The following is a 24,931-nucleotide window of genomic DNA, read 5'->3' as shown; positions in this document are numbered from 1 at the left end:
AATTAGATCAGATGAAAGCCTGCGCTCTGCCTACGGGTAGCGTCTGCGCTGCGGCCAGCATCAGCTCCCCTCCGGACTCAGCAACATCACCGTCATCGTCCCCCGCAAAAGTGCTCATCGCCTGGCGCAGCAGGCTGACGCTATCCTCCTGCGAGGCGACCGGCAGTGGAATCCCCTCTTCAAGGTGACTGCGGATATCCTCGAACAGCCAGTTTGATCCATCGGCGAAGGTGATTTTATCCAGACGGTAACTTTGCTTGTAGAAATAGTAATTAACCGTTACCCTGTCCGTGCTGTCGGCAAAGTGGATAACCAGATGATCGCCACTGCGTGACAGTCTGACCTGCTCCGCCGCAACATCCTCGCCAAACTTCAGCACGTCCTGCCGGTTACTGCTGCTGTCGTAGTTATAAATCACATCCTGACCGTCACCGCGGTTAAACAGGTAGGTGTCGTTGCCCGAGTAGCCTTCCAGATAGTCATTGCCCGTTCCACCGGCCAGTACGTCGTTACCGTTACCGCCGTACAGGGAATCGTTGCCCGCACCGCCTTCCAGCACATCGTTACCGTTATCACCACGCAGGGTATCGTTGCCCTCGTCACCGTAAAGCCGGTCTTCCCCCTTGCCGCCGTACAGCACGTCATTACCGCCGCCGGCGTGAATTTCACTGCCTTCTTTATAGGCCCGCAGCGTCTGGGCGACCTCTGTCCCCTCCAGCAGCTTCGCCTTGATCTCCGCCAGGCTCCACACCGTGCCGTCGGCAAACACAATCTGCTCCAGCTGCCGCGCGCTGCTGCTAAAAAAGCTCTTAATGGTCATACGATCGTCACTGCCAGCCAGCCCGATAACCAGACTGTCTGTACCGTACAGGCCTGTGGTCACCTGACGCGCCAGCCACACCTGCTCTGCCGTGATATCCGGCCCCAGCTGCAGCGTATCGCTACCGCCGACTTCATAAATCGTATCGCTGCCGTCTCCGCGGTTAAACAGGTAGGTGTCGTTGCCCAGGCCGCCTTCCAGATAGTCATTGCCCGTTCCACCGGCCAGTACGTCGTTACCGTTACCGCCGTACAGGGAATCGTTACCTGCACCGCCTTCCAGCACATCGTTACCGTTATCACCACGCAGGGTATCGTTGCCCTCGTCACCGTACAGCCGGTCTTCCCCCTTGCCGCCGTACAGCACGTCATTACCTCCACCGGCGTGGATTTCACTGCCTTCCTCATAGGCCCGCAGCGTCTGGGCGGCTTCTGTTCCCTCCAGCAGCTTCGCCTTGATGGTCTCCAGACTCCACACCGTGCCGTCGGCAAACACTATCTGCTCCAGCTGCCGCGCGCTGCTGCTAAAAAAGTTCTGAATGGTGATGCGATCGTCACTGCCAGCCAGCCCGATAACCAGACTGTCTGAGTCTGTACCGTACAGGCCTGTGGTCACCTGGCGCGCCAGCCACACCTGGTCTGCCGTGATATCCGGCCCCAGTTGCAGGGTATCGTTACCACCGATTTCATAAATCGTATCGCTGCCGTCACCCCGGTTAAACAGGTAGGTGTCGTTACCGTAACCGCCTTCCAGATAGTCATTACCTGCCCCGCCGGACAGCACATCATTGCCGCTACCGCCATACAGGGAGTCGTTGCCCTCATCACCGTACAGCCGGTCTTCCCCCTTACCGCCGTACAGCACATCATTCCCCCTACCGGCGTGGATTTCACTGCCTTCCTCATAGGCCCGCAGCGTCTGGGCGGCTTCTGTTCCCTCCAGCAGCTTCGCCTTGATGGTCTCCAGACTCCACACCGTGCCATCTGCAAACACTATCTGCTCCAGCTGCCGCGCGCTGCTGCTAAAAAAGTTCTGAATGGTGATGCGATCGTCACTGCCAGCCAGCCCGATAACCAGACTGTCTGAGTCTGTACCGTACAGGCCTGTGGTCACCTGGCGCGCCAGCCACACCTGGTCTGCCGTGATATCCGGCCCCAGTTGCAGGGTATCGTTACCACCGATTTCATAAATCGTATCGCTGCCGTCACCCCGGTTAAACAGGTAGGTGTCGTTACCGTAACCGCCTTCCAGATAGTCATTACCTGCCCCGCCGGACAGCACATCATTGCCGCTACCGCCATACAGGGAGTCGTTGCCCTCATCACCGTACAGCCGGTCTGCCCCTTTGCCGCCATACAGCACGTCATTGCCGCCACCGGCGTGGATTTCACTGCCTTCCTCATAGGCCCGCAGCGTCTGGGCGGCTTCTGTTCCCTCCAGCAGCTTCGCCTTGATGGTCTCCAGACTCCACACCGTGCCGTCGGCAAACACAATCTGCTCCAGCTGCCGCGCGCTGCTGCTAAAAAAGTTCTGAATGGTGATGCGATCGTCACTGCCAGCCAGCCCGATAACCAGACTGTCTGAGTCTGTACCGTACAGGCCTGTGGTCACCTGGCGCGCCAGCCACACCTGCTCTGCCGTGATATCCGGCCCCAGTTGCAGGGTATCGCTACCGCCGATTTCATAAATCGTATCGCTGCCATCACCGCAGTTAAACAGGTAGGTGTCGTTGCCTGAGCCGCCTTCCAGATAGTCATTACCTGTTCCGCCGGACAGCATATCGTCACCGCTACCGCCATACAGCACATCATTACCGCCACCGGCGTGGATTTCACTGCCTTCCTCATAGGCCCGCAGCGTCTGGGCGGCTTCTGTTCCCTCCAGCAGCTTCGCCTTGATGGTCTCCAGACTCCACACCGTGCCATCTGCAAACACTATCTGCTCCAGCTGCCGCGCGCTGCTGCTAAAAAAGCTCTTAATGGTGATGCGATCGTCACTGCCAGCCAGGCCGATAACCAGACTGTCTGTACCGTACAACCCTGTGGTCACCTGACGCGCCAGCCACACCTGGTCTGCCGTGATATCCGGCCCCAGTTGCAGGGTATCGTTACCACCGATTTCATAAATCGTATCGCTGCCGTCACCCCGGTTAAACAGGTAGGTGTCGTTGCCTGAGCCGCCTTCCAGATAGTCATTACCTGTTCCACCGACCAGTACGTCGTTACCGTTACCGCCATACAGGGAGTCGTTGCCCTCATCGCCGAAAAGAACATCATTACCAGCACTCCCTCGCAGTACATCATTTACGCGGCTACCAATAAATGTATTCTCTGCTGGTATTCCAAGGTTTTGTCGGACATCGTTTAATGAGGGGCTATATTCAAGGTATCCATAGAATACGTTGCTTAACTGTAAATAACGGACCATATCCGTATTTTTCAGCGAAGCAAGGTGTGCCTCAAAGTCGTCAAAATTGATTTTCACTCCACTAAGGTCATCTTTTAGCTCAAAATGAATTAACTCAAATTCATTTTCAAACTGCGTCTGCGCCAGTAACTGAGCCTCAATATAACCGGCAAACTGGCTAAACTCTTTCTTGAGTAACAATGCCGCATTTGCTAGTGGGTTTTGACCGTTATATTTATTATTATAGCCCTCACCGGTAGCTGTTTCCAACACGGCTAACTGACGCGCATCAATAGCATTACCGCGACTCTTCGGATCCATATCAGACACACCTGCCCAGGCGTAAATAATATCCTGAATCAGTGATGACTGTGGTTCTGACACATACATTTCGATGAGCTTCTGCAATTCTGAGTTTTGACTCATCGCAATATGCAGATCGGCCAGATTACCAAATCCACGAATATAGGGGAGTTCGCGAAGAGCTTCCGGGATATAAACTTCACCAATATAGCGTGAGTTGCCTTTATTACTGTTAAACCAGACATCAGCGCTTTGCCCCGTCGAACCATCCTGCCAGGTGATTTTACCGGTCTGCTTATGGGTATTGCTCTGATTATCGATATATTTAGAGTTTGTATAATCCGTACCAATACTGGCAATACCAGTTTCATCCAGCGAAAGCAGCTCTCCTTCATCAACCTGACCATTGCTGTTACTATCCTGCCAGATTTGCAACTTTTGCCAGGCAGAATCCAGATGGTCAATCACACCATCCTGGTTTTCATCCAGCTCCTTTAGCGCCTGGTAACCATTCGCTGCCCGCTCTCCACTCTGCAAAAGCGTATTGTTACCAAACAGTTCCCTGCCTGAATCAATAACGCCATCACCATTGCGGTCATGTACCAGCAGTCCGTCATCTGGCGCTACCCAACCGGTACTCTCGGCAAAGCGGTTACCATCATGATCGAAAAATACGCCATGGTTAATGGCAACCGTTTCGACCCCATCACCATCAAGATCGATAATAATCGGACTGGACTCTGCCTCGGCACCTGATTTATCCGGTCCGCATCCCTCTGTTGAGGCAGGGTCATCAGGATCGGGGCCATCAAGGGGATAATTGGGGGGTAACAAAACCTGCCCTGTTGTAGGGTCGACAATACCATTATTTATTATCGCATTGAGGATCTTATCACCCCATTCTTTGCCAACTTCAGAGGTAGCAAAAGAAGCAAGCCCTAATGCAACCCCAACCCCTGCAATAATAGGATTACCAGTATAGCCCGCCAATAGAATAGCCGAATCGGAACCCACTGCAAGCCAGTCACTAATAGAGTCAGTTCCATTTTTATATTTATAGGCAAGGTTTGCTAAAGAAGTAACGGCACCCAATTTACCACTAATAACTCGTAAAAATTGCTTATTATTCTTGCCAAATTTAGTTGTATAACCCATGGCAGTCAGAGCCATCTGAATGCCATTTGCCACCCCATTCGCAAACCCAACATCCTTACCCTTATCTCTTTCAGCCATTTATATAACCTCTACATTAATTAAATTAACAATATAAAAATCATTACAAAAAAGGCATGGTCAAATAATATAAATTTGATAATACTATCAGCAAAGCAGAGAGCCAAAATTCAACCCCCTCCCAAAAACCCTCTTCCCTGCGCAATGCATCGTCAGGAACATCCTCCCTCCCATACTCTTCCTTAAGAATACCCGGAAAATATCGCATAAATACCGCAAAAGAAAAATTTGCTAATGCAAAAATACATAAAATAGCGGCCAGATAACTCAGCCAGGGATTTATGGGAATGAATTTCACTTCATGGATAACGAAGACAAGTACATCTAAAACAAAAAAGGTGATCAAATATCTAATTTTCTTCCTGTCACACTCCTCGATCAAATCCGCTGTCGTTCTGTTCTCAATATTTTTTATCCTTACCACGTCGTTCTCTCCCTGGGCAGACTCCAGGCTATGCCTGCCATGTACAGTGCGTACAATAAGCCCATCCAATAAATCAAAGCTCACAGATATACAAGCTTACCTCATTAATAGCCATGAAAATCATTTTACTACCAACAAGTTAATTATCAGGATGCAATTCCATAAATCAGATTGATATAAGATATTTCAAGAGGAATTACACATCAAACATCGACAAAATCACTATTCAGCCCATGACAATATTTAAGAATAACATTCATTTTTCTATGTAAAATCCTAATGAATATCAGTCATGAAGCAAAGCGCTACCCTTAACATCCCCCTGGCGCATTATCTGACGTTTTCTGCTAACATCCCTGCCACATTCACCTGACTGCGGCAGCGATTTATGAAATTTGTCTCTTTTAATATCAACGGACTGCGCGCCCGCCCCCATCAGCTGGCGGCGATTGTCGAACAGCACCAGCCGGACGTTATCGGCCTGCAAGAGACCAAAGTACACGACGATATGTTCCCCCTGGAAGAGGTGGCGAAGCTCGGGTACAACGTGTTTTACCACGGCCAGAAGGGCCATTACGGCGTTGCGCTCCTCACCAAAGCCTCGCCGCTGGCGGTACGCCGCGGCTTTCCGGGTGACGGGGAAGAGGCCCAGCGCCGTATTATTATGGCGGATATCCCCTCACCGCTCGGCACGCTGACGGTGATCAACGGTTACTTTCCCCAGGGCGAAAGCCGCGACCACCCGCTGAAGTTCCCGGCTAAACAGAAGTTCTACCAGGATCTGCAAAATTATCTGGAAAGCGAGCTCAGCAACCAGAATCCGGTGCTGATTATGGGCGATATGAATATCAGCGCCACGGACCTCGATATCGGTATTGGCGAAGAGAACCGCAAGCGCTGGCTGCGTACCGGTAAGTGCTCCTTCCTGCCGGAAGAGCGTGAATGGATGGAAAGGCTGCTGGGCTGGGGACTGGTGGATACCTGGCGCGCCGCCCATCCGGAGACCCAGGATCAGTTCTCGTGGTTCGACTATCGCTCTAAAGGGTTTGATGATAACCGCGGGCTGCGTATCGATCTGCTGCTGGCCACGTCGCCGCTGGCCGAACGCTGCACAGAGACCGGCATCGATTATGAAATTCGCGCCATGGAGAAGCCCTCCGACCATGCGCCAATCTGGGTGAAATTCGATCTGTAATCCGATGAATACCCTGGATGTGGTGGCAGCCATTATTCACCGTCGCGGCGAGATTCTACTGGCGCAGCGTCCACTGGGCGGCGATCAGCCGGGGCTGTGGGAGTTTCCCGGCGGCAAGGTGGAACCGGGTGAAAGCCAGCCTCAGGCGCTGGCGCGTGAACTGTGGGAAGAGCTGGGGATCCGGGCGACGGTGGGCGACTATATCGCCAGCCAGCGTCAGCAGGTGACTGGCCGTATTATCCACCTGCACGCCTGGACGGTGCCGGACTACCAGGGCGAAATCCAGCTTCTGAACCACAGTGCCCTGGTCTGGTGCCGACCGGAAACCGCCAGGGATTATCCCCTTGCCCCGGCGGATATTCCGCTACTGGCGGCCTTTATGGCTTCACCCGCCGCCAGACCAGCGGATTAGTACCGACCGCTCCCTGTTCACGCTGGCACTGTAGCAGTATCCCTTCGCTTTTAATCACCGCCCCTTCACTGTAGTTGCGATCCTCAAACAGGCAGCAGCGGCTACAGTTCGCTGTTCGATCCCGGGTGCGCTCCAGGCTTTGCGCGGGGATTTTCACCTCAACATCGGGGGCCGGGCGGGCCCCTGCGGGCAGTACCACGACCATCGCAAACGCGGCGAATAACAGTCGGCTTTTCATACCTCTACACTCCGTTCCGGTATTTTCATTGCGGGTATTCTGGCCCCAGCAACGCATGACGGCAAGCCCTGTTTATTTTGGCCCGGGCGGTGATATAGTCAAAAAATAACCATAATCCCGCCTGCGGGCTTTTCCTTTATTTCTAATGACAGGAGTCACTCTATGACCACAATCCCTTCCCTGGAGACCTTTCTTGACCGCGTGCTGCAACGCGACCCCCACCAGCCGGAATTCGCCCAGGCAATGCGGGAGGTATTCGCCACCCTGTGGCCCTTTCTGCAACAGCATCCCGACTATTTTGACAATGCCCTGCTGGAGCGCCTGGCAGAGCCGGAACGCGTCATTCAGTTCCGGGTCGCCTGGACCGATGACAGCGGCCAGGTTCAGGTCAACCGCGCCTGGCGGGTACAGTTTAACTCCGCCATCGGTCCCTATAAGGGCGGTATGCGCTTCCACCCTTCGGTCAATCTGTCGATCCTGAAGTTCCTGGGCTTCGAGCAGACCTTTAAAAATGCCCTGACCACCCTGCCGATGGGCGGCGGTAAAGGCGGTAGCGACTTCGATCCCAAAGGCAAGAGCGACGGCGAGATCATGCGTTTCTGCCAGGCGCTGATGAGCGAGCTGTGGCGCCACCTGGGGCCGGATACCGATGTTCCCGCTGGCGATATCGGCGTCGGCGGTCGGGAGGTGGGTTATATGGCCGGGATGATGCGTAAGCTGAGCAACGCCAACAGCTGCTCCTTTACCGGCAAAGGATTAAGCTTCGGCGGCAGCCTGATTCGCCCGGAAGCCACCGGCTACGGTTTGATCTACTTTACCGACGCCATGCTCAGGCAGCACGGTATGGCGCTGGAAGGCATGCGGGTCGCGGTCTCCGGCGCCGGTAACGTAGCGCAGTACGCCATTGAAAAAGCGCTGGAGTACGGCGCCCGGGTCATCACCGCTTCAGATTCCGCTGGCACCGTGGTGGATGAAGCCGGTTTTACCCCTGAGAAACTGGCGCGACTGAAAGCGATTAAGGCCAGCCATAACGGTCGGCTGGTGGATTACGCCCGGGAGTTCTCGCTCCCCTGGCACGAAGGCGCCAGGCCGTGGCAGGTGGCGGTCGATATCGCCCTGCCGTGCGCCACCCAGAACGAGCTGGATGTCGATGACGCCCGGCAGCTTATCGCCAGCGGCGTCCGGGCGGTGGCGGAAGGCGCCAATATGCCGACCACTCTGGAGGCGACCATGCTGTTCCAGCAGGCTGGGGTACTGTTTGCGCCAGGCAAAGCGGCCAACGCCGGCGGCGTGGCAACGTCGGGACTGGAGATGGCTCAGAACGCGGCGCGCCTGAGCTGGGACAGTGAAGAGGTCGACGGGCGGCTGCATGCCATTATGGAAAAAATCCACGCCGACTGCGTCACCTGGGGCAGCGACGACGCCGCGCAGGTAGATTACGTGCGCGGCGCCAATATCGCAGGCTTTGTCAAAGTGGCCGATGCCATGCGCCATCAGGGCGTTATCTGAGTCAGACGCCGGTGGCGGCCTCTTTACCGCCGCCTTTACCCCGGCGTTTCCCCTTCATCGCGCCGCCTTTACGGGCGGCGCGTTTTTCCGACTGGGGCTCGGGAGCCGCCAGACCGCGAAACTGGCGCACCGGGGCACTGCGCGCCAGGCCGATCAACTCATGCAGGGTGTCCACCAGCGGATGCATAAAATCCTGATAGCGGCACTGCTTTTCGCTGATGCGGGTCAGCGTCGATTCCCAGTGGGCGGTCATATCTGGCCGTCCGGCAATCTCCGGCAGCGAGTGAATCAGCGCCCTGCCGGGGTCCGAAGAGTGAATATAGCGCCCCTTCTTAACCAGAAAACCGCGCCGGAACAGCAGCTCGATAATTCCGGCCCGGGTGGCTTCGGTACCCAGTCCGTCGGTCGCGCGCAGGATCTTCTTTAAATCTTTATCCTGCACAAAGCGCGCGATACCGGTCATGGCCGACAGCAGCGTAGCATCGGTAAAATGGCGCGGCGGCTGGGTCTGACGCTCCACCACCTCACCCTTTTCGCACAGCAGCTCGTCACCCTTCGCCACCACCGGCAGCGGCGTACCGTCGTTATCTTCATCGCGCTCTTTGGCCCCCAGCAGGGTGCGCCATCCGGCTTCCGCCAGAAAACGCGCCTTGGCCACAAAGCGGCCACCGGCAATATCGAGATCGATAACGCACTTACGGAATACGGCATCCGGACAGAACTGCATCAAATACTGGCGGGCAACCAGCTCGTAGACCCGGCTCTCGTTTTCGGTCAGCTTCACGGCGCTGCCGCGGGCGGTCGGGATGATGGCATGGTGGGCATCCACCTTTTTGTCATCCCAGCAGCGGTTGCGGATTTCGGGATCCACCACCGGCTGCGGCAGTAGATCCGGCGCGTGAACACCGATAGCGTTAAGCACCGAATGACGCCCGGCGTAGTGCTCTTCCGGCAGATAGCGGCAGTCAGAACGGGGATAGGTAATCAGCTTATGGGTTTCATAGAGCTTCTGGCAGGTGTCCAGCACCATCTGGGCACTCAGGCCGAAGCGTTTTGCCGCCTCAATCTGCAGGCTGGAAAGCGAAAACGGCAGCGGCGCCGTCTCTGACTCGCGCTTATCGTTATAAGCCGTTACCGTGGCTGGCTGACCGTTAATACGTTTAACCACATGCTCCGCCAGCCCCCGGTGCAACAACCGCCCCTCTTCATCCTGATAAGGCTCGCAGGAATCGCTGGGCTGCCAGACCGCCACAAAGCGTTCATCCTTCGGGGTGACGATATGGGCGCGCACCTCAAAAAAGTCACGCGGGACAAAGTTTTCGATCTCTTCGTCACGGCGCACCACCAGCCCCAGTACCGGGGTCTGTACCCGCCCGACCGAAAGCACTCCCTGATACCCGGCGTTACGCCCCAGTAGGGTCCAGGCCCGGGTCATATTGATGCCGTACAGCCAGTCGGCGCGGGCACGAGCCAGCGCGGAAACGCACAGCGGCACAAATTCGCTGTTGGCGCGCAGCCTTGCAATGGCGCGCTCCACCGCCTGCGGGTTGAGATCGTTGATCAAACAGCGCTGAACCTGGCGCCGCTTTTCCGGCGCCAGTTCCAGGTAGTCGAGCACCTCATCCACCAGCAGTTGCCCTTCGCGATCCGGGTCACCGGCGTGCACCACTTCGCTGGCCTGCTCCAGCAGCTTACGGATGACGTTAAGCTGTTTGGCGACCGACGGCCGCGGCTGTAGCCGCCACTTTTCCGGGACGATGGGCAGATCGGCCAGATTCCAGCGCGCGTAACGCCCGTCGTAGACATCCGGCTGAGCCTGTTCCAGCAGGTGGCCCACGCACCAGGTCACCACCTGGCCGTTGCCACACTCTATGTAGCCATCGCCGCGGCGATGGGGTTTGGGCAGCACATCGGCAATGGCTCGCCCAAGGCTTGGCTTTTCCGCGATAAACAGCCGCATGGAATCAGCGCACCTCGATCATCGGGCGCCCGCCCCGGGCCTCGCGCAACTCGCCGATGGCCGTTAATTCCAGCCCCAGCTCAGCCGCCTGTGCCAGCACTTGGGCTTCGGCTTCCGGCGTCACCGCCAGCAGCAGACCGCCAGAAGTCTGGGGATCGCACAGCAAATCGCGCCACGCCTGCGGCATTTCGCCCATCAGGTGGCCGTAGCTGGCAAAGTTACGGGCGGTGCCGCCAGGCACGCAGCCCTGGTCGATATAGGCCTCGACGCCGGGCAGTTTCGGTATCCGGTCGAACCAGACTTCGGCCTGAACGCCTGCGCCCTGGCACATTTCGCTCAGGTGTCCCAACAGACCAAAACCGGTGACGTCGGTCATCGCCTTCACGCCGTCGAGCTGCGCCAGCACCGCGCCCGGCTTATTCATTCGGCACATCACTTCGGTGGCCAGTCCCTGGTGTTCCGGCAGCAGACGCGATTTTTTCTCGGCCGTGGTCAGAACGCCAATGCCCAGCGGCTTGGTAAGGTAGAGTTTGCAGCCCGCCTGTGCCGTACTGTTTTTCTTGATCCGTTCGGTGGGCACCACGCCGGTCACCGCCAGACCGAAAATCGGCTCAGGGGCGTCGATGGAATGGCCGCCCGCCAGGGCGATTTCCGCCTGACGGCAGGCTTCACGCCCCCCTTCGGTAACCTGACGGGCAATTTCCGGGGCCAGTTTATCCAGCGGCCAGCCCAGGATGGCTATCGCCATAATCGGCTTACCGCCCATCGCGTAGATATCGCTAATAGCGTTAGTGGCGGCAATGCGGCCAAAGTCGAAGGGATCGTCGACAATCGGCATAAAAAAATCGGTGGTACTGATAATGCTGGTGCCGTTCCCCAGATCGTAAACGGCCGCATCATCGCGAGTCTCATTGCCCACCAGCAGGTTCGGGTCGATAAACTTCGCCTGTTCGCTGTGCAGGATGGTTTCCAGCACCTTCGGGGATATTTTGCAGCCGCAACCAGCTCCGTGGCTATATTGCGTCAAACGAATAGCTTGCTCACTCATGGACCTCTCCTGTCATTGGCAATGGCCCATATGGTAGCGCCAGAATGCGGGAGTGGTAAGAGTGGCCATCCGAATTGCGCTGCTTTTGCTCACAATCCGGACAGCTGAGGGGAAGTTTCAGAATCGTTGCACGAATGGCGTGATGTCCGGCACGCTGATGGAGGTGGCGGCTTTGAGCTGGGGCGTGCCCAGATAGAGGAAGCCGACAATCTGATCCTGCTCGCGACACTGGAAGGCGGCGCGAACGGCCTGGTCGCCGGTCCAGGGGCCGCTGCGCCAGATGCCGTTAAAGCCCTGGGCCTGGGCCGCCATCTGCATCGCCATCACCGCGCAACCCGCAGAACAGAGCTGCTCCCAGTGCGGTACCTTCGGATGATCGCTGCAGTGGGCCACCACGGCGATAATCAGCGGCGCGCGAAACGGCGAGGCGCGCGACTTTTCAATCGCCTTTTCGTCCAGCCCTTTGGCCTTCGCCGCCTCTTCCAGCAACAGGCTGAAGCGCGCGCGGCCTTCCCCTTCAATCAGGAAAAAACGCCAGGGTTGCAGACCGCCGTGATCCGGCGCTCGCATTCCGGCCTGCAGAATATTCTGCAACGCCTCGCCTTCCGGTGCAGGCTCCGCCAGGCGGGAAGCGCTGCGTCGGTTGATTAACAGTTCTAATGCATCCATTTATTAACTCCAGTAACGATGCCTGCTCAAGAAATTAACACAGCATGGCAGATTGTTACAGTACAGTGCCGATTCCTGCTGACAATCCGGCCCCGGATATTTAGGATAAACAGCATGACTTGCTGCCACCGGATCGCTGGCGGTGATATTTATCTGGTTATGGAGAAGACATGCACACCCTTTGGCGAATCTTTGCCGGCTTTTTTAAATGGAGCTGGCGTCTGCTGAATTTCATCAGGGAACTGGTACTTAACCTGTTCTTTATCTTCCTGGTTCTGGTTGGGGTAGGCATCTGGATGCAGTTCAGCAGCCTGACATCCGACACTAACCGCCCGGCCGAACGTGGCGCGCTGCTGCTGGATATCACCGGTGTCGTGGTCGATAAGCCTTCGGTCAACAATAAGCTGGGTATGCTGAGCCGCCAGCTGTTTGGCGCCAGCTCCGATCGGTTACAGGAAAACTCGCTGTTCGATATTGTCGATGCCATTCGCCAGGCGAAAGGTGACACCAATATCACCGGCATCGTGCTCGATCTGAAAAACTTTGCCGGCGCCGACCAGCCTTCAATGCGCTATATCGGCAAGGCATTACAGGAGTTCCGCGCCAGCGGTAAGCCGGTTTATGCCCGGGGCGCCAGCTACAGCCAGGGACAGTACCTGCTGGCGAGCTTCGCCAACAAGATCTGGCTCTCTCCGCAGGGCGTGGTGGATATGCACGGCTTTGCCACCAACGGCATGTACTATAAATCACTGCTGGAGAAGCTTAAGGTCAACACCCACGTGTTCCGTGTAGGAACCTACAAATCTGCGGTAGAGCCGTTTATCCGCGATGATATGTCCGATGCCGCCCGCGAAGCCGACGGCCGCTGGATTGGCGAGCTGTGGGGCAACTATCTCGACACCATCGCCGCTAACCGTAAGATCCCGGCCAGCCAGGTCTTCCCCGGCGCCCAGGGTCTGCTGACGCAACTTACCGCGCTCAAAGGCGATACCGCGCAGTATGCCCTGAAGAACAAGCTGGTAGATGAACTGGCAACCTCAGACGTGGTTGACCAGGCGCTGGGCAAGCAGTTCGGCTGGGACAACAAGCAGAAAACCTATAAAGCCACCAGCATCTACGATTACAGCGTGAAGCCCGCCCCGCAGCAAGGCGGCGCCATCGCAGTCATTCTGGCGAGCGGCGCCATTATGGACGGTGAAGATTCTGCCGGTAATATGGGCGGCGATACCACTGCGGCGCGCATTCGCGAAGCCCGACTCGACCCCAACGTGAAAGCGATTGTGCTGCGGGTCAATAGCCCCGGCGGTAGCGTCAGCGCCTCTGAGGTGATTCGTGAAGAGCTGGCCGCGGCCAAAGCTCAGGGCAAACCGATCGTGGTTTCAATGGGCGGAATGGCGGCCTCGGGTGGTTACTGGATCTCGACGCCAGCGAACTACATCGTGGCTTCCCCCTCCACGCTCACCGGCTCTATCGGTATCTTTGGGGTTATCACTACCCTGGAAGAGAGCCTGAAGAGCGTGGGTGTGAATACTGATGGCGTGGCAACCTCGCCGCTGGCGGATGTCTCCAGCACCAAAGCGCTGCCGCCGGAAGTACAGCAGATGATGCAACTGAGCATCGAGAGCGGCTATCAGCGCTTTATTAATCTGGTGGCGAAGTCGCGCAACAAGACGCCGGAGCAGATTGATCAGATTGCTCAGGGCCACGTCTGGACCGGCCAGGACGCCAAACAGAACGGCCTGGTAGACAGCCTTGGCGACTTCGATGACGCCGTGAATAAAGCAGCCGAACTGGCGAAGCTGAAGCAGTGGCACCTGAAGTTCCAGCTGGATGAGCCGGGTCTGTTCGACCAGTTGCTGAATCAGATGGGCGCCTCGGTCCAGGCCTCGTTACCTGACGCGCTACAGGCTTATCTGCCAGCACCGCTGGCGCAGGCCACCAGCGAATTGAAGGCTCAGGGCGACAAATGGCAGTCGCTCAACGATCCTCAAAACCGCTACGCGTTATGCCTCACCTGTGGTGATGTGAAGTAACACCTCCCCCAACAGCCCGGCGCCTGCCGGGCTGTTTTTTTCCCGGATCCCTGGCTATATTGCGGCTGTTTATTTCAGCCCAGAGTCCTCTGATGCAAAAGAAATCGATTTATGTCGCTTACACCGGCGGTACCATTGGTATGCAACGCTCCGAGCAGGGGTATATTCCGGTTTCCGGCCACCTGCAGCGTCAGCTGGCGCTGATGCCGGAATTTCATCGCCCGGAGATGCCGGACTTTACCATCCACGAATACCAGCCGCTGATGGACTCTTCGGATATGACGCCGGAAGACTGGCAGCATATCGCCGATGATATTAAGGCCCACTACGACGACTATGACGGCTTTGTGATCCTGCATGGTACCGACACCATGGCCTTTACCGCTTCGGCGCTCTCCTTCATGCTGGAGAATCTGGGTAAACCGGTGATTGTGACAGGGTCACAAATCCCGCTGGCGGAATTGCGTTCAGACGGACAGACCAACCTGCTGAATGCGCTTTATGTGGCGGCCAACTACCCGGTTAATGAGGTCTCGCTGTTTTTTAATAACCGCCTGTACCGCGGCAACCGCACCACCAAGGCCCATGCCGACGGCTTCGATGCCTTCGCCTCCCCCAACCTGGCGCCGCTGCTGGAGGCCGGTATCCATATCCGGCGTCTGAATACTCCGGCGGCCCCCACTGGTCACGGCGAACTGATCGTTCACACCATTACGCCACAGCCGATTGGGGTAGTGACCATCTACCCGGGCATTTCTGCGGATGTGGTAAGTAACTTTCTGCGTCAGCCGGTGCGGGCGCTGATACTGCGCTCTTACGGCGTGGGCAATGCGCCCCAGCATGCCGACTTTCTGGCGGAACTGCGGGCAGCCAGCGAGCGCGGTATCGTGGTGGTTAACCTGACCCAGTGCATGTCGGGGCGCGTCAATATGGGCGGCTATGCCACCGGTAACGCCCTCGCCCATGCCGGCGTGGTCGGCGGCGCCGATATGACGGTAGAAGCGACCCTGACCAAGCTACACTGGCTGTTAAGTCAGGGACTGGAAGCCCCTGCCATTCGCGCGGCGATGGCGCAAAACCTGCGCGGTGAACTGACCCCGGACCACGAAGGAGCAATCTGATGACCCAAAGCGCACTGTTACTGATCGACCTTCAGAATGATTTCTGCGCCGATGGCGCCCTTGCGGTACCGGACGGCGATAGCGTGATTGCCGTCGCCAACCGGCTGATTGATGCCTGCAAGACCAGGGGGATCGCAGTGTTGGCCAGCCAGGACTGGCACCCGGCGAATCACGGCAGCTTTGCCAGCCAGCAGGGAGAGCCGCCTTACACTCAGGGTGAACTGGCGGGCCTGCCCCAGACCTGGTGGCCGGATCACTGCGTGCAGAACAGTCCGGGCGCAGCGCTGCATCCGGAGCTCCATCAGCAGGCCATCGATGCGCTGTTTTATAAGGGGGAAGATCCGCTGGTAGACAGCTACAGCGCCTTCTTCGACAACGGCCAGCGTCGCCAGACCGAACTGGACGGCTGGCTGCGTCATCATGAAGTCACCGAACTGATTGTAATGGGGCTGGCGACCGACTACTGCGTGAAATTCACGGTAATGGACGCTCTGAAGCTGGGCTACCGCGTCACCCTGGTCACCGACGGCTGCCGCGGCGTGAATCTTTCCCCCCAGGACAGCGAGCGGGCACTGGCGGAAATGGCGGCGGCAGGCGCCACTCTTAGCACTGAAGCTGAAGCGCTTCAGTAAGTGCATGACGGCCCGGGAAATCCCGGGCCACCGGTTACTGCTGCTCCGGCTTCAATGTAACGAAAGGCGCCGGTTCAATACCGAACTCCTGCTTCAGCTGCTGCTTGCTCTTCATCACGATCTGACCGTCGGTGCCCAGCGACATATGCTCGGGCTGATGGTTATTGCGCGACTGCCACAGCATCACCAGCTGTAAGGTGTTCTCTTTCTGCTCCGGCGTCAGCGCCACGCCATCGGGCCATTTCCCCAGCTCTACCGCCGTAACAAGACGCTGGTACACTTCCGGCGTCATAGCGGCAAGAATCTGCTCTATCTCCATACTCATAGTTATTACACTCCCTGGGAAGGTAGCTGAATCGATTTATCAACCTTTGGTGCGTTCATCGCTGCTGCCATCGCTAAAGCTCAGGGAAGCAGAGTTAACGCAGTAGCGTTCACCGGTGGGCTGCGGACCGTCCGGAAATACGTGCCCCAGATGGGCATTGCAGTTACCGCAGCGGATCTCAATACGCTCCATACCGTGGGTGAAATCCTTCAGATAGTGGATGGCGTCTTCGCTGACCGGCTGGTAAAAGCTGGGCCAGCCGCAGCCGGAATCGTACTTGGTACCGGCATTAAACAGCGGCGCATCGCAGACCAGACAGTGGTAGATGCCGTCGCTCTTGTTATGCAGCAAACGCCCGCTAAATGGCGGCTCAGTGCCCTGTTGCTGGGTCACGTAGTACTGCATTTCAGTCAGGGATTGTTTCAATTCTTCAGTCGATTTTGAGTTAGCCATAAACAGCGCTCTCTGTGTGCGTATCGGGGGAGTTCCTCAGTTCAGATTCTAACAAAACATTAACAGCGAGGATGCCGGTTTTGTTCTAAACTCAGCCCATAATGGCGGATGCCCCCTCATTTGTGATCAAATTCACACTTTTGTATCCAGGGCGCTTTAAAATCTGCCGCATCACCCCCATATGGGTGGCAGCAGAATGGAAACGTGGAGGCAAATCTGCCCCTCAGCGGTTTGATTTGTCGCAATGATTGACACGATTCCGCTTGACGCTGCGTAAGGTTTTTGTAATTTTACAACCAACCTTTTATTCACTAACAAATAGCTGGTGGAATATATGACTATCAAAGTAGGTATCAACGGTTTTGGCCGCATTGGCCGCATTGTTTTCCGTGCCGCTCAGGAACGTTCTGACATCGAGATCGTGGCTATCAACGATCTGCTGGACGCGGAATACATGGCTTACATGCTGAAGTACGACTCCACTCACGGCCGTTTCAACGGTACCGTAGAAGTGAAGGACGGCCATCTGGTTGTTAACGGTAAAACCATCCGTGTTACCGCTGAAAGAGACCCGGCTAACCTGAAGTGGAACGAAGTTGGCGTTGACGTTGTTGCTGAAGCAACCGGTATCTTCCTGACCGACGAAACTGCACGTAAGCACATCACCGCTGGCGCGAAAAAAGTGGTTCTGACTGGTCCGTCTAAAGATAACACCCCGATGTTCGTTCGCGGTGCCAACTTTGAAACCTACGCTGGCCAGGATATCGTTTCCAACGCTTCCTGCACCACCAACTGCCTGGCGCCGCTGGCTAAAGTCATCAACGACAACTTCGGTATCGTTGAAGGCCTGATGACCACCGTTCACGCCACCACCGCTACCCAGAAAACCGTTGACGGCCCGTCTCACAAAGACTGGCGCGGCGGCCGTGGCGCGGCTCAGAACATCATCCCGTCCTCTACCGGTGCTGCTAAAGCGGTCGGTAAAGTACTGCCGGAACTGAACGGCAAACTGACCGGTATGGCATTCCGCGTTCCGACTCCGAACGTATCCGTTGTTGACCTGACCGTTCGTCTGGAAAAAGCCGCTTCTTACGAAGACATCAAGAAAGCGATCAAAGCCGCTTCTGAAGGTCCGATGAAAGGCGTTCTGGGCTACACCGAAGATGACGTGGTTTCCACCGACTTCAACGGCGAAGTTTGCACTTCCGTGTTCGATGCCAAAGCCGGTATCGCCCTGAACGACAACTTCGTGAAACTGGTTTCCTGGTACGACAACGAAACTGGCTACTCCAACAAGGTACTGGACCTGATCGCTCACATCTCTAAATAAGGTGTGTTGAATCAGCGTTCTGCAAAAGGCCCCCACGGGGCCTTTTTTATTGGATCAGACAAGGAGATACCTATGAGTGCCGATATCTATACGCTGTCCGTCGTTAATCAGATAAGCGATGCTGTCTCCCGCCGTAAGCTGGACGAACTGGACCTGATTGTGGTGGATCACCCCAGGGCGCGCGCCGCCTTTGCGCTGCAGGGCGCTCACCTGCTCTCCTGGCAGCCCGCCGGAGAAGAAGAAGTCATCTGGCTGAGCAGCAATACCCCGTTTACCACCGGTAGCGCGCTGCGCGGCGGCGTACCTGTCTGCTGGCCCTGGTTTGGCCCGTCGGCGCAGCCGGGATTCCCGTCCCACGGTTTTGCCCGCAACCTGCCGTGGCAGCTTAAAGAGCACCAGCAGGATACCGATGGCGTTAATCTCACCTTCGAACTGCTGAGTAGCGACGAAACCCGCCGCTTCTGGCCCCACGACTTCCAGTTGCTGGCGCACTTCCGGCTGGGCGCCGAATGTGAAATGGCGCTGGAAGCGCACGGCGATTTCGAGACCACCGCGGCGCTGCACAGCTACTTCCGGGTGGGCGATATCGCACAGGTGCGCGTTGCCGGTCTGGGCGAGAGCTATCTCGATAAGGTGAATAACGGCGAGGAAGGCCGGCTTTCCGACGGCGTACAGACCTTTTCGGACCGGACCGATCGGGTCTATCTGGCACCGGAAGCCAGCAGTCTGATTGAAGATGGTAAACTGGGCCGCACCATTGAGGTGGCACACCGTTACAACAGTAACGTCGTTGGCTGGAATCCGGGCCCTGCCCTTTCCGTTAGCATGGCCGATATGCCGGATGACGGATACCGGACCATGGTTTGCATCGAAACCGCGGCCGTTACCGTACCTCAGCGCGCCCGCCCCGGTCAGCCTTCGCGTCTGGCCTGCACCCTGAAAGTGCTGAAAGGTTAAAGTCCCTGTTCGGGCGCCGCCACGCAGCGGCGCCCGGTATCATCGTCAGACAATATCCAGCGGCGTCTTGCGCGTCGGGGCCGGGAAAGCCTTATCAAGGCGCTCGAGCAGCGTATCGCTCAGAGAGATCTCCAGCGCGGCGGCATTATCCCGCACATGAGCCAGGGTCGCGCTTTTGGGGATGGCAATCACCCCGGGACGACGAATCACCCATGCCAGCAGCAGCTGCGCCACGCTAATACCCAGCGACTTAGCCTCTTCCACCAGCAGCGGATGCTGCATCAGCCCCCGACGCTGTCTTCCTGCCTGGGCCAGCGGGCAGTAGGCCATCACCGGAATCTCCCTTTCCTGACACCAGGGCAGGAGATCCGTTTCGATACCGCGCGATGCCAGATGATACAACACCTGATCGGTCGCGCAGGCTTCCCCACCCGCCAGGGTCCACAGCTCGTGCATCTCATCGATATCCAGATTAGAGACGCCCCAGTGGCCAATCTTGCCCTGACGCTGAAGCCCGGTCATCAATTCCAGCGTCTGTTCCAGCGGGATATCGCCAGACCAGTGCAGCAAATAAAGGTCGATATAGTCGGTGCCTAACCGCTTCAGACTGGCTTCACAGGCCGCCATACCGAGTGCGCCGCCGGCATTCCACGGATAAACCTTCGATACCACAAACACCTGTTCGCGTCGCCCGCGAATGGCTTCTCCCACCACCTGTTCCGCTCCGCCCTCGGCGTACATCTCGGCGGTATCGATAAGCCGCAGGCCAAGGTCGATACCCGCCTGTAACGCGGCCACTTCCTGGCGCCGCTGGCCGGGGTCTTCCCCCATATACCAGGTTCCCTGTCCCAGGGCTGGCAGCGTTTGTCCGGCCAGATTGATGCTTTTACCCATATCATGCCTCCCTATCGCAGATAAGCGAACGGGGTGCCTGAGCACCCCGCGAGACTGATGACAAACCAGGGCCGAATGTATTCGGCCCTGAATCACCAGGAAAATAAACACGGAAAATCAATCTATTGATTTTCGGCCGATTGCCACAAAGAGGGAAAAACCACGTTTTTTCCCTCTTTGTCATCAACCTGACGGGGTGCCTGAGCACCCCGCTATTGACCCTGATGCCGCTTTAATTAACCTCAGAAGCGGTAGTTAACGCCGGTGAGCAGCATACCCATCCAGCTGCGATCCACCATCGGGCTGTCTTTCACTTCATCGCCAAAGCGAATATAGCGGCCCATTCCGTAGATGCTCCAGTTATCGGTCAGGTTATAGTTAACCGACAGCTCCACGTACGGGTTCCAGTCGCTATCCGCGTTGTAGTGACGAATGCCGCTACGCGACGACTCGCTGCGACGTACGCCATAGTAATACTGGTTCTGATTTTCACTGTTCCAGGTAGCGCCGATACCCGGGGTGATGGTCAGACGGCCATTGGTATAGCGGTACAGCCACGCCAGATCCCAGGTCACGCCGTTGCTTTCACCCAGGACATCGCCACCCAGCCAGGTACGCAGGTAGCCGTACTGAGTGTAGTGGGCATAATTCAGCCCGGCCATCATCGTGGACTTACGATAGTCCAGACGACGCATTTGATGATCGCCGCTATCCTTGGGGCGGAAATGCAGCGGTGAATACCATGCGGCGATCGACAGCTTATCGGTCTTATCATTCCACAGGTAGTAGCCGCCGTTAAAGCCGCGCAGATAGAAGTTTTTGCCTTCATACCCCACCATCGGCGCCGGACGGGTCTCGGTATTGGTGCCTTTATAAGGGCTGTTCTGAATATAGGCCGCCGCCCCCAGCGACCAGATCCCCTCGTCGGCGAACGCGGTGTTAGCGGTAGCCGCCGCCAGGACTGCCACTGCAAGAAGTTTGAATTTGGTCACAGTATTTTAATCCTTTCATCTTGTGTTCCCGCGGGAAGTGTACCTGCACGTTGAGCCGAACCAAAACATTTTCACAACCCCCATCGCACAATAAGAAAACATCACAGCATCACCTGGTTAGATGACATTGTGCTGACAGCGGGATGAAGGAGATGCGAATAGCGCATCGGGCTTTCAGACGTCAATAAAGCGATATCAGATGAGTTATTGATATGTCGTTGAAATTTACTCAGGTCCCAATGCAAGTTTCCCAAATGCATCTACGCTTAAATTTTAGAAGGTGGATAACCCTGAAACGCAGTAGCACAGTTACCGGACTGATGAGATCGCCGGTATCGGGGTTGCAGTTATCAGATTACGTCTTCCGGAGCCTCCATTATTCATACCAACGGCTCTTATCACCTGTGCTAAAAAACGAAAGGACGGCATGCCATGAATATATTCGATCACTATCGCCAGCGCTATGAAGCTGCCAAGGACGAAGAGTTCACACTGCAGGAGTTTCTTACCACTTGCCGGCAAGATCGCAGTGCCTATGCCAACGCGGCGGAGCGGCTATTGATGGCTATCGGTGAGCCTGAAATGGTCGATACCGCCCAGGATCCACGGCTGTCCCGTCTCTTTTCGAATCGGGTGGTTGCACGCTACCCGGCTTTTGAAGAGTTTTACGGCATGGAGGAGGCTATCGAGCAGATTGTCTCTTATCTGAAACACGCCGCCCAGGGACTGGAGGAGAAGAAACAGATCCTCTATCTGCTGGGGCCGGTCGGCGGTGGTAAATCCTCCCTTGCCGAACGCCTGAAAGCATTAATGCAGAAGGTGCCCATCTATGTGTTAAGCGCCAACGGCGAACGCAGCCCGGTGAATGACCACCCGCTGTGCCTGTTTAATCCCCAGGAGGATGCCCAGATTCTGGAGAAAGAGTATGGCATCCCCAACCGCTATCTCGGCACCATTATGTCGCCCTGGGCCGCCAAGCGGCTGCGCGAATTCGGCGGCGATATCACTAAATTCCGGGTGGTGAAGGTCTGGCCGTCGATTCTGGAACAGCTGGCGATTGCCAAAACCGAACCCGGCGATGAGAACAATCAGGATATTTCAGCGCTGGTGGGTAAGGTGGATATCCGCAAGCTGGAAGATCACGCTCAAAACGATCCGGATGCCTATGGCTACTCCGGCGCCCTGTGCCGCGCCAACCAGGGGATTATGGAGTTCGTGGAGATGTTTAAAGCGCCCATTAAGGTGCTGCATCCGCTGCTGACGGCCACCCAGGAGGGGAATTACAACGGTACCGAAGGGATCTCCGCCCTGCCCTTTAGCGGCATCATCCTTGCCCACTCCAACGAATCGGAATGGGTACAGTTCCGTAATAACAAAAACAATGAGGCCTTCCTCGATCGCGTTTATATCGTGAAGGTGCCTTATTGCCTGCGAATCTCCGAAGAGATCCGCATCTACGAAAAACTGCTTAACCACAGTGAGCTGACCCACGCGCCCTGCGCCCCCGGAACCCTGGAAACGCTGTCGCGCTTTTCGGTACTGTCACGCCTTAAAGAGCCGGAAAACTCCAGCATCTATTCGAAAATGCGGGTCTATGACGGCGAAAGCCTGAAGGATACCGACCCGAAAGCGAAGTCCTACCAGGAGTATCGCGACTATTCCGGCGTCGACGAAGGCATGAACGGTCTTTCCACCCGCTTCGCGTTTAAGATCCTCTCCCGGGTCTTCAACTTCGATCACGCCGAAGTGGCGGCTAACCCGGTGCATCTGTTCTTCGTGCTGGAACAGCAAATCGAGCGCGAGCAGTTCCCTCAGGAGCAGGCAGAGCGCTATCTGGAACATCTGAAGGGCTATCTGATCCCCAAATATGCCGAGTTTATCGGCAAAGAGATTCAGACCGCCTATCTGGAATCCTATTCGGAGTACGGTCAGAACATCTTCGATCGCTACGTGACCTACGCCGACTTCTGGATTCAGGATCAGGAGTATCGCGATCCGGACACCGGCCAGCTGTTTGACCGCGAAGCGCTGAACGCAGAGCTTGAGAAAATCGAAAAACCGGCGGGGATCAGCAACCCCAAAGACTTCCGTAATGAGATAGTCAACTTCGTGCTGCGCGCCAGAGCCAACAACAATGGCCGCAACCCTAACTGGACCAGCTATGAGAAGCTGCGCACGGTTATAGAGAAGAAGATGTTCTCCAATACCGAAGAGCTGTTGCCGGTCATTTCGTTTAACGCCAAAACCTCGACCGACGAGCAGAAGAAACACGATGACTTTGTCGATCGCATGATGGAAAAGGGCTACACCCGCAAGCAGGTGCGTTTGCTGTGCGAATGGTATCTGCGAGTACGTAAGTCCTCTTAACGGCCTGCCGGTCGCGGTGTGATGCCGCGGCCTTTACCTGTTTTATGACAGACGAAGTCAGGGGGACCTATGACCTGGTTTATTGACCGACGCCTGAACGGTAAAAACAAGAGCATGGTAAACCGCCAGCGCTTCCTGCGTCGCTATAAGTCGCAAATCAAGCAGTCGATCTCCGAGGCCATCAATAAGCGTTCGGTCACGGATGTGGAGAGCGGCGAGTCGGTATCCATTCCGACAGACGATATCAACGAACCGATGTTTCATCAGGGGCGCGGCGGTCAGCGTCAGCGCGTCCATCCCGGTAATGACCACTTTGTGCAGAAAGATCGCATCGAACGCCCCCAGGGCGGCGGCGGCGGTTCCGGTAGCGGCCAGGGCCAGGCCAGCCCCGAAGGCGAAGGTCAGGACGAATTTGTCTTTCAGATCTCCAAAGACGAATACCTGGATCTGCTGTTCGAGGATCTGGCGCTGCCCAATCTGAAGAAGAATCAACAACGCCAGCTAAATGAGTTTAAAACTCACCGCGCCGGATACACCGCCAACGGCGTACCGGCTAATATCAGCGTGGTGCGTTCGCTCCAGAACTCGCTGGCGCGCCGTACCGCCATGAACGCCGGTAAGCGCCGCCAGCTACGGGAACTGGAAGCCAGCCTGGAACAGGTGCAGCACAGCGAACCGGCCATGCTGCTGGAAGAAGAGCGCCTGAAGCGTGAAATCGAAGCGCTGCGCGAACGCATTGCCAGGGTGCCCTTTATCGACACCTTCGATCTGCGCTACCGCAATTACGAGAAGCGCCCTGAGCCTTCCAGCCAGGCAGTGATGTTCTGCCTGATGGACGTCTCCGGATCGATGGATCAGGCCACCAAGGATATGGCCAAGCGTTTTTACATCCTGCTCTATCTGTTCCTGAGCCGGACCTATAAAAACGTGGAGGTGGTCTATATTCGCCACCATACCCAGGCCAAAGAGGTGGACGAGCACGAATTCTTCTATTCCCAGGAGACCGGCGGCACCATTGTCTCCAGCGCCCTGAAGCTAATGGATGAGGTCGTGAAGGCGCGCTATGACCCGGCCCAGTGGAATATCTACGCCGCTCAGGCTTCGGATGGCGATAACTGGGCCGACGACTCCCCGCTGTGTCACGAACTGCTGGCGAAAAAGATTCTGCCGGTGGTGCGTTATTACAGCTATATCGAGATCACCAGGCGCGCCCATCAGACCCTGTGGCGCGAATATGAGCACCTGCAAACGATGTTTGATAACTTCGCCATGCAGCACATCCGCGACCAGGAGGATATCTACCCGGTGTTCCGTGAACTGTTTCATAAGCAGAGCAGCGAAAGTCACAGTTGATATCAAAAAACAGCCAGCAGAGCGCCTCCTGCTGGCTTTCTTTACCCGTTTGATTCCATCTCCAGACGCCATACCGGAAAACTGAGCGATTTCGCAATGTGGTCAGATCCGCCCCTTGACGAGGTCTGTCGCGAAAGGCACTCTCTTTCCCCTTAATTCATTCCCTTAGCGATTCCGGAGACCTTCACAATGCGCAAAACCACCCTTATTCTGATCCTCGTCGCCATCGTGGCCTGGGTGGGGAGCTATCTGGGCTG

General features: G+C 56.5%; 20 protein-coding genes. 10 read left to right on the top strand and 10 right to left on the bottom strand.

Annotated elements, in window-relative coordinates; genetic code table 11:
• Positions 1 to 7 precede the first annotated feature (7 nt).
• Both SCU88_RS10090 and SCU88_RS10085 read right to left on the bottom strand, forming a co-directional pair.
• Positions 8 to 4,363 (bottom strand): calcium-binding protein, encoded by a 4,356-nt coding sequence (locus tag SCU88_RS10090; protein ID WP_431810124.1) that lies wholly within the window; start codon positions 4,361 to 4,363, stop codon positions 8 to 10.
• 442 nt (positions 4,364 to 4,805) lie between these two features.
• Positions 4,806 to 5,270 carry a hypothetical protein gene (locus SCU88_RS10085; RefSeq protein ID WP_175339923.1) on the bottom strand — a complete coding sequence of 155 codons (465 nt, stop codon included), beginning with the start codon at positions 5,268 to 5,270 and terminating at the stop codon, positions 4,806 to 4,808.
• Positions 5,271 to 5,574: 304 nt separating this feature from the next.
• On the opposite strand from SCU88_RS10085, the gene xthA reads away from it, so the two are divergent.
• Together xthA and SCU88_RS10075 are read left to right on the top strand one after the other, a co-directional pair.
• Positions 5,575 to 6,381, top strand: a complete 807-nt coding sequence (xthA, locus tag SCU88_RS10080; protein WP_175339922.1) for an exodeoxyribonuclease III — start codon at positions 5,575 to 5,577, stop codon at positions 6,379 to 6,381.
• Positions 6,382 to 6,385: 4 nt separating this feature from the next.
• Positions 6,386 to 6,793, top strand: a complete 408-nt coding sequence (locus tag SCU88_RS10075; protein ID WP_175339921.1) for a pyrimidine (deoxy)nucleoside triphosphate diphosphatase — start codon at positions 6,386 to 6,388, stop codon at positions 6,791 to 6,793.
• On the opposite strand, the gene SCU88_RS10070 is transcribed toward SCU88_RS10075, so the two are convergent.
• Complete coding sequence (locus SCU88_RS10070) at positions 6,759 to 7,031, bottom strand: DUF1496 domain-containing protein (RefSeq protein ID WP_175339920.1); 273 nt, start codon at positions 7,029 to 7,031, stop codon at positions 6,759 to 6,761. The genes SCU88_RS10075 and SCU88_RS10070 overlap by 35 nt on opposite strands.
• A 162-nt stretch (positions 7,032 to 7,193) precedes the next feature.
• On the opposite strand from SCU88_RS10070, the gene gdhA reads away from it, so the two are divergent.
• Positions 7,194 to 8,540 (top strand): NADP-specific glutamate dehydrogenase, encoded by a 1,347-nt coding sequence (gene gdhA / locus SCU88_RS10065; protein WP_175339919.1) that lies wholly within the window; start codon positions 7,194 to 7,196, stop codon positions 8,538 to 8,540.
• A 1-nt stretch (position 8,541) separates the two neighbouring features.
• Here gdhA and SCU88_RS10060 read toward each other — a convergent pair whose 3' ends face one another.
• The 3 genes from SCU88_RS10060 to SCU88_RS10050 all read right to left on the bottom strand — a co-directional run bounded on the left by SCU88_RS10060 (position 8,542) and on the right by SCU88_RS10050 (position 12,217).
• The gene (locus tag SCU88_RS10060) at positions 8,542 to 10,500 is read right to left on the bottom strand and encodes a DNA topoisomerase III (RefSeq protein WP_175339918.1); all 1,959 of its coding nucleotides are present in this window, start codon (positions 10,498 to 10,500) and stop codon (positions 8,542 to 8,544) included.
• A 4-nt stretch (positions 10,501 to 10,504) separates the two neighbouring features.
• Complete coding sequence (selD, locus tag SCU88_RS10055; protein WP_138097190.1) at positions 10,505 to 11,548, bottom strand: selenide, water dikinase SelD; 1,044 nt, start codon at positions 11,546 to 11,548, stop codon at positions 10,505 to 10,507.
• A 117-nt stretch (positions 11,549 to 11,665) separates the two neighbouring features.
• Positions 11,666 to 12,217, bottom strand: coding sequence for an NAD(P)H nitroreductase (locus SCU88_RS10050; protein ID WP_138097189.1), 552 nt, complete (start codon positions 12,215 to 12,217; stop codon positions 11,666 to 11,668).
• A gap of 170 nt (positions 12,218 to 12,387) precedes the next feature.
• On the opposite strand from SCU88_RS10050, the gene sppA reads away from it, so the two are divergent.
• The 3 genes from sppA (at position 12,388) to pncA (ending at position 16,003) form a co-directional block, all read left to right on the top strand.
• Positions 12,388 to 14,250, top strand: a complete 1,863-nt coding sequence (sppA, locus tag SCU88_RS10045; protein WP_175339917.1) for a signal peptide peptidase SppA — start codon at positions 12,388 to 12,390, stop codon at positions 14,248 to 14,250.
• Positions 14,251 to 14,342: 92 nt separating this feature from the next.
• A complete protein-coding gene (gene ansA, locus SCU88_RS10040; RefSeq protein ID WP_138097187.1) occupies positions 14,343 to 15,371 on the top strand; it encodes an asparaginase in 1,029 nt (342 codons plus the stop codon).
• Positions 15,371 to 16,003: a bifunctional nicotinamidase/pyrazinamidase gene (gene pncA, locus SCU88_RS10035; protein ID WP_175339916.1), complete on the top strand. Its 633-nt coding sequence runs from the start codon at positions 15,371 to 15,373 to the stop codon at positions 16,001 to 16,003. The genes ansA and pncA overlap by 1 nt, the downstream gene beginning before the upstream one ends.
• Before the next feature lie 34 nt (positions 16,004 to 16,037).
• On the opposite strand, the gene SCU88_RS10030 is transcribed toward pncA, so the two are convergent.
• Together SCU88_RS10030 and msrB are read right to left on the bottom strand one after the other, a co-directional pair.
• Entirely contained in the window at positions 16,038 to 16,322 is a 285-nt protein-coding gene (locus SCU88_RS10030) for a YeaC family protein (RefSeq protein ID WP_138099231.1), read from the bottom strand.
• 45 nt (positions 16,323 to 16,367) lie between these two features.
• A complete protein-coding gene (gene msrB / locus SCU88_RS10025; RefSeq protein WP_138097185.1) occupies positions 16,368 to 16,781 on the bottom strand; it encodes a peptide-methionine (R)-S-oxide reductase MsrB in 414 nt (137 codons plus the stop codon).
• Positions 16,782 to 17,115: 334 nt separating this feature from the next.
• Here msrB and gapA point away from each other — a divergent pair, with 334 nt between their 5' ends.
• Positions 17,116 to 18,111: a glyceraldehyde-3-phosphate dehydrogenase gene (gene gapA, locus SCU88_RS10020; protein ID WP_138097184.1), complete on the top strand. Its 996-nt coding sequence runs from the start codon at positions 17,116 to 17,118 to the stop codon at positions 18,109 to 18,111.
• A gap of 72 nt (positions 18,112 to 18,183) precedes the next feature.
• Positions 18,184 to 19,068: a D-hexose-6-phosphate mutarotase gene (locus SCU88_RS10015; protein ID WP_175339915.1), complete on the top strand. Its 885-nt coding sequence runs from the start codon at positions 18,184 to 18,186 to the stop codon at positions 19,066 to 19,068.
• 45 nt (positions 19,069 to 19,113) lie between these two features.
• Here the strand turns inward: SCU88_RS10015 and SCU88_RS10010 are convergent, their stop codons facing one another.
• Both SCU88_RS10010 and SCU88_RS10005 read right to left on the bottom strand, forming a co-directional pair.
• Entirely contained in the window at positions 19,114 to 19,962 is an 849-nt protein-coding gene (locus SCU88_RS10010; RefSeq protein ID WP_175339914.1) for an aldo/keto reductase, read from the bottom strand.
• A 242-nt stretch (positions 19,963 to 20,204) separates the two neighbouring features.
• Positions 20,205 to 20,954, bottom strand: a complete 750-nt coding sequence (locus SCU88_RS10005; RefSeq protein WP_138097180.1) for a MipA/OmpV family protein — start codon at positions 20,952 to 20,954, stop codon at positions 20,205 to 20,207.
• Between the two features lie 432 nt (positions 20,955 to 21,386).
• On the opposite strand from SCU88_RS10005, the gene yeaG reads away from it, so the two are divergent.
• Together yeaG and SCU88_RS09995 are read left to right on the top strand one after the other, a co-directional pair.
• Positions 21,387 to 23,321 (top strand): protein kinase YeaG, encoded by a 1,935-nt coding sequence (yeaG, locus tag SCU88_RS10000; protein WP_138097179.1) that lies wholly within the window; start codon positions 21,387 to 21,389, stop codon positions 23,319 to 23,321.
• 69 nt (positions 23,322 to 23,390) lie between these two features.
• On the top strand, positions 23,391 to 24,674 hold the full coding sequence (locus SCU88_RS09995; RefSeq protein WP_175339913.1) for a DUF444 family protein: 1,284 nt from the start codon (positions 23,391 to 23,393) through the stop codon (positions 24,672 to 24,674).
• Positions 24,675 to 24,931 lie beyond the last annotated feature (257 nt).

The sequence above is a fragment of the Jejuibacter sp. L23 genome, assembly GCF_050815825.1.
Classification (GTDB): Bacteria; Pseudomonadota; Gammaproteobacteria; order Enterobacterales; family Enterobacteriaceae; genus Jejubacter; species Jejubacter calystegiae.
The sequence above is the reverse complement of the archived record's forward strand: the minus strand, read 5'-3'. Positions and strand labels throughout refer to the sequence as shown.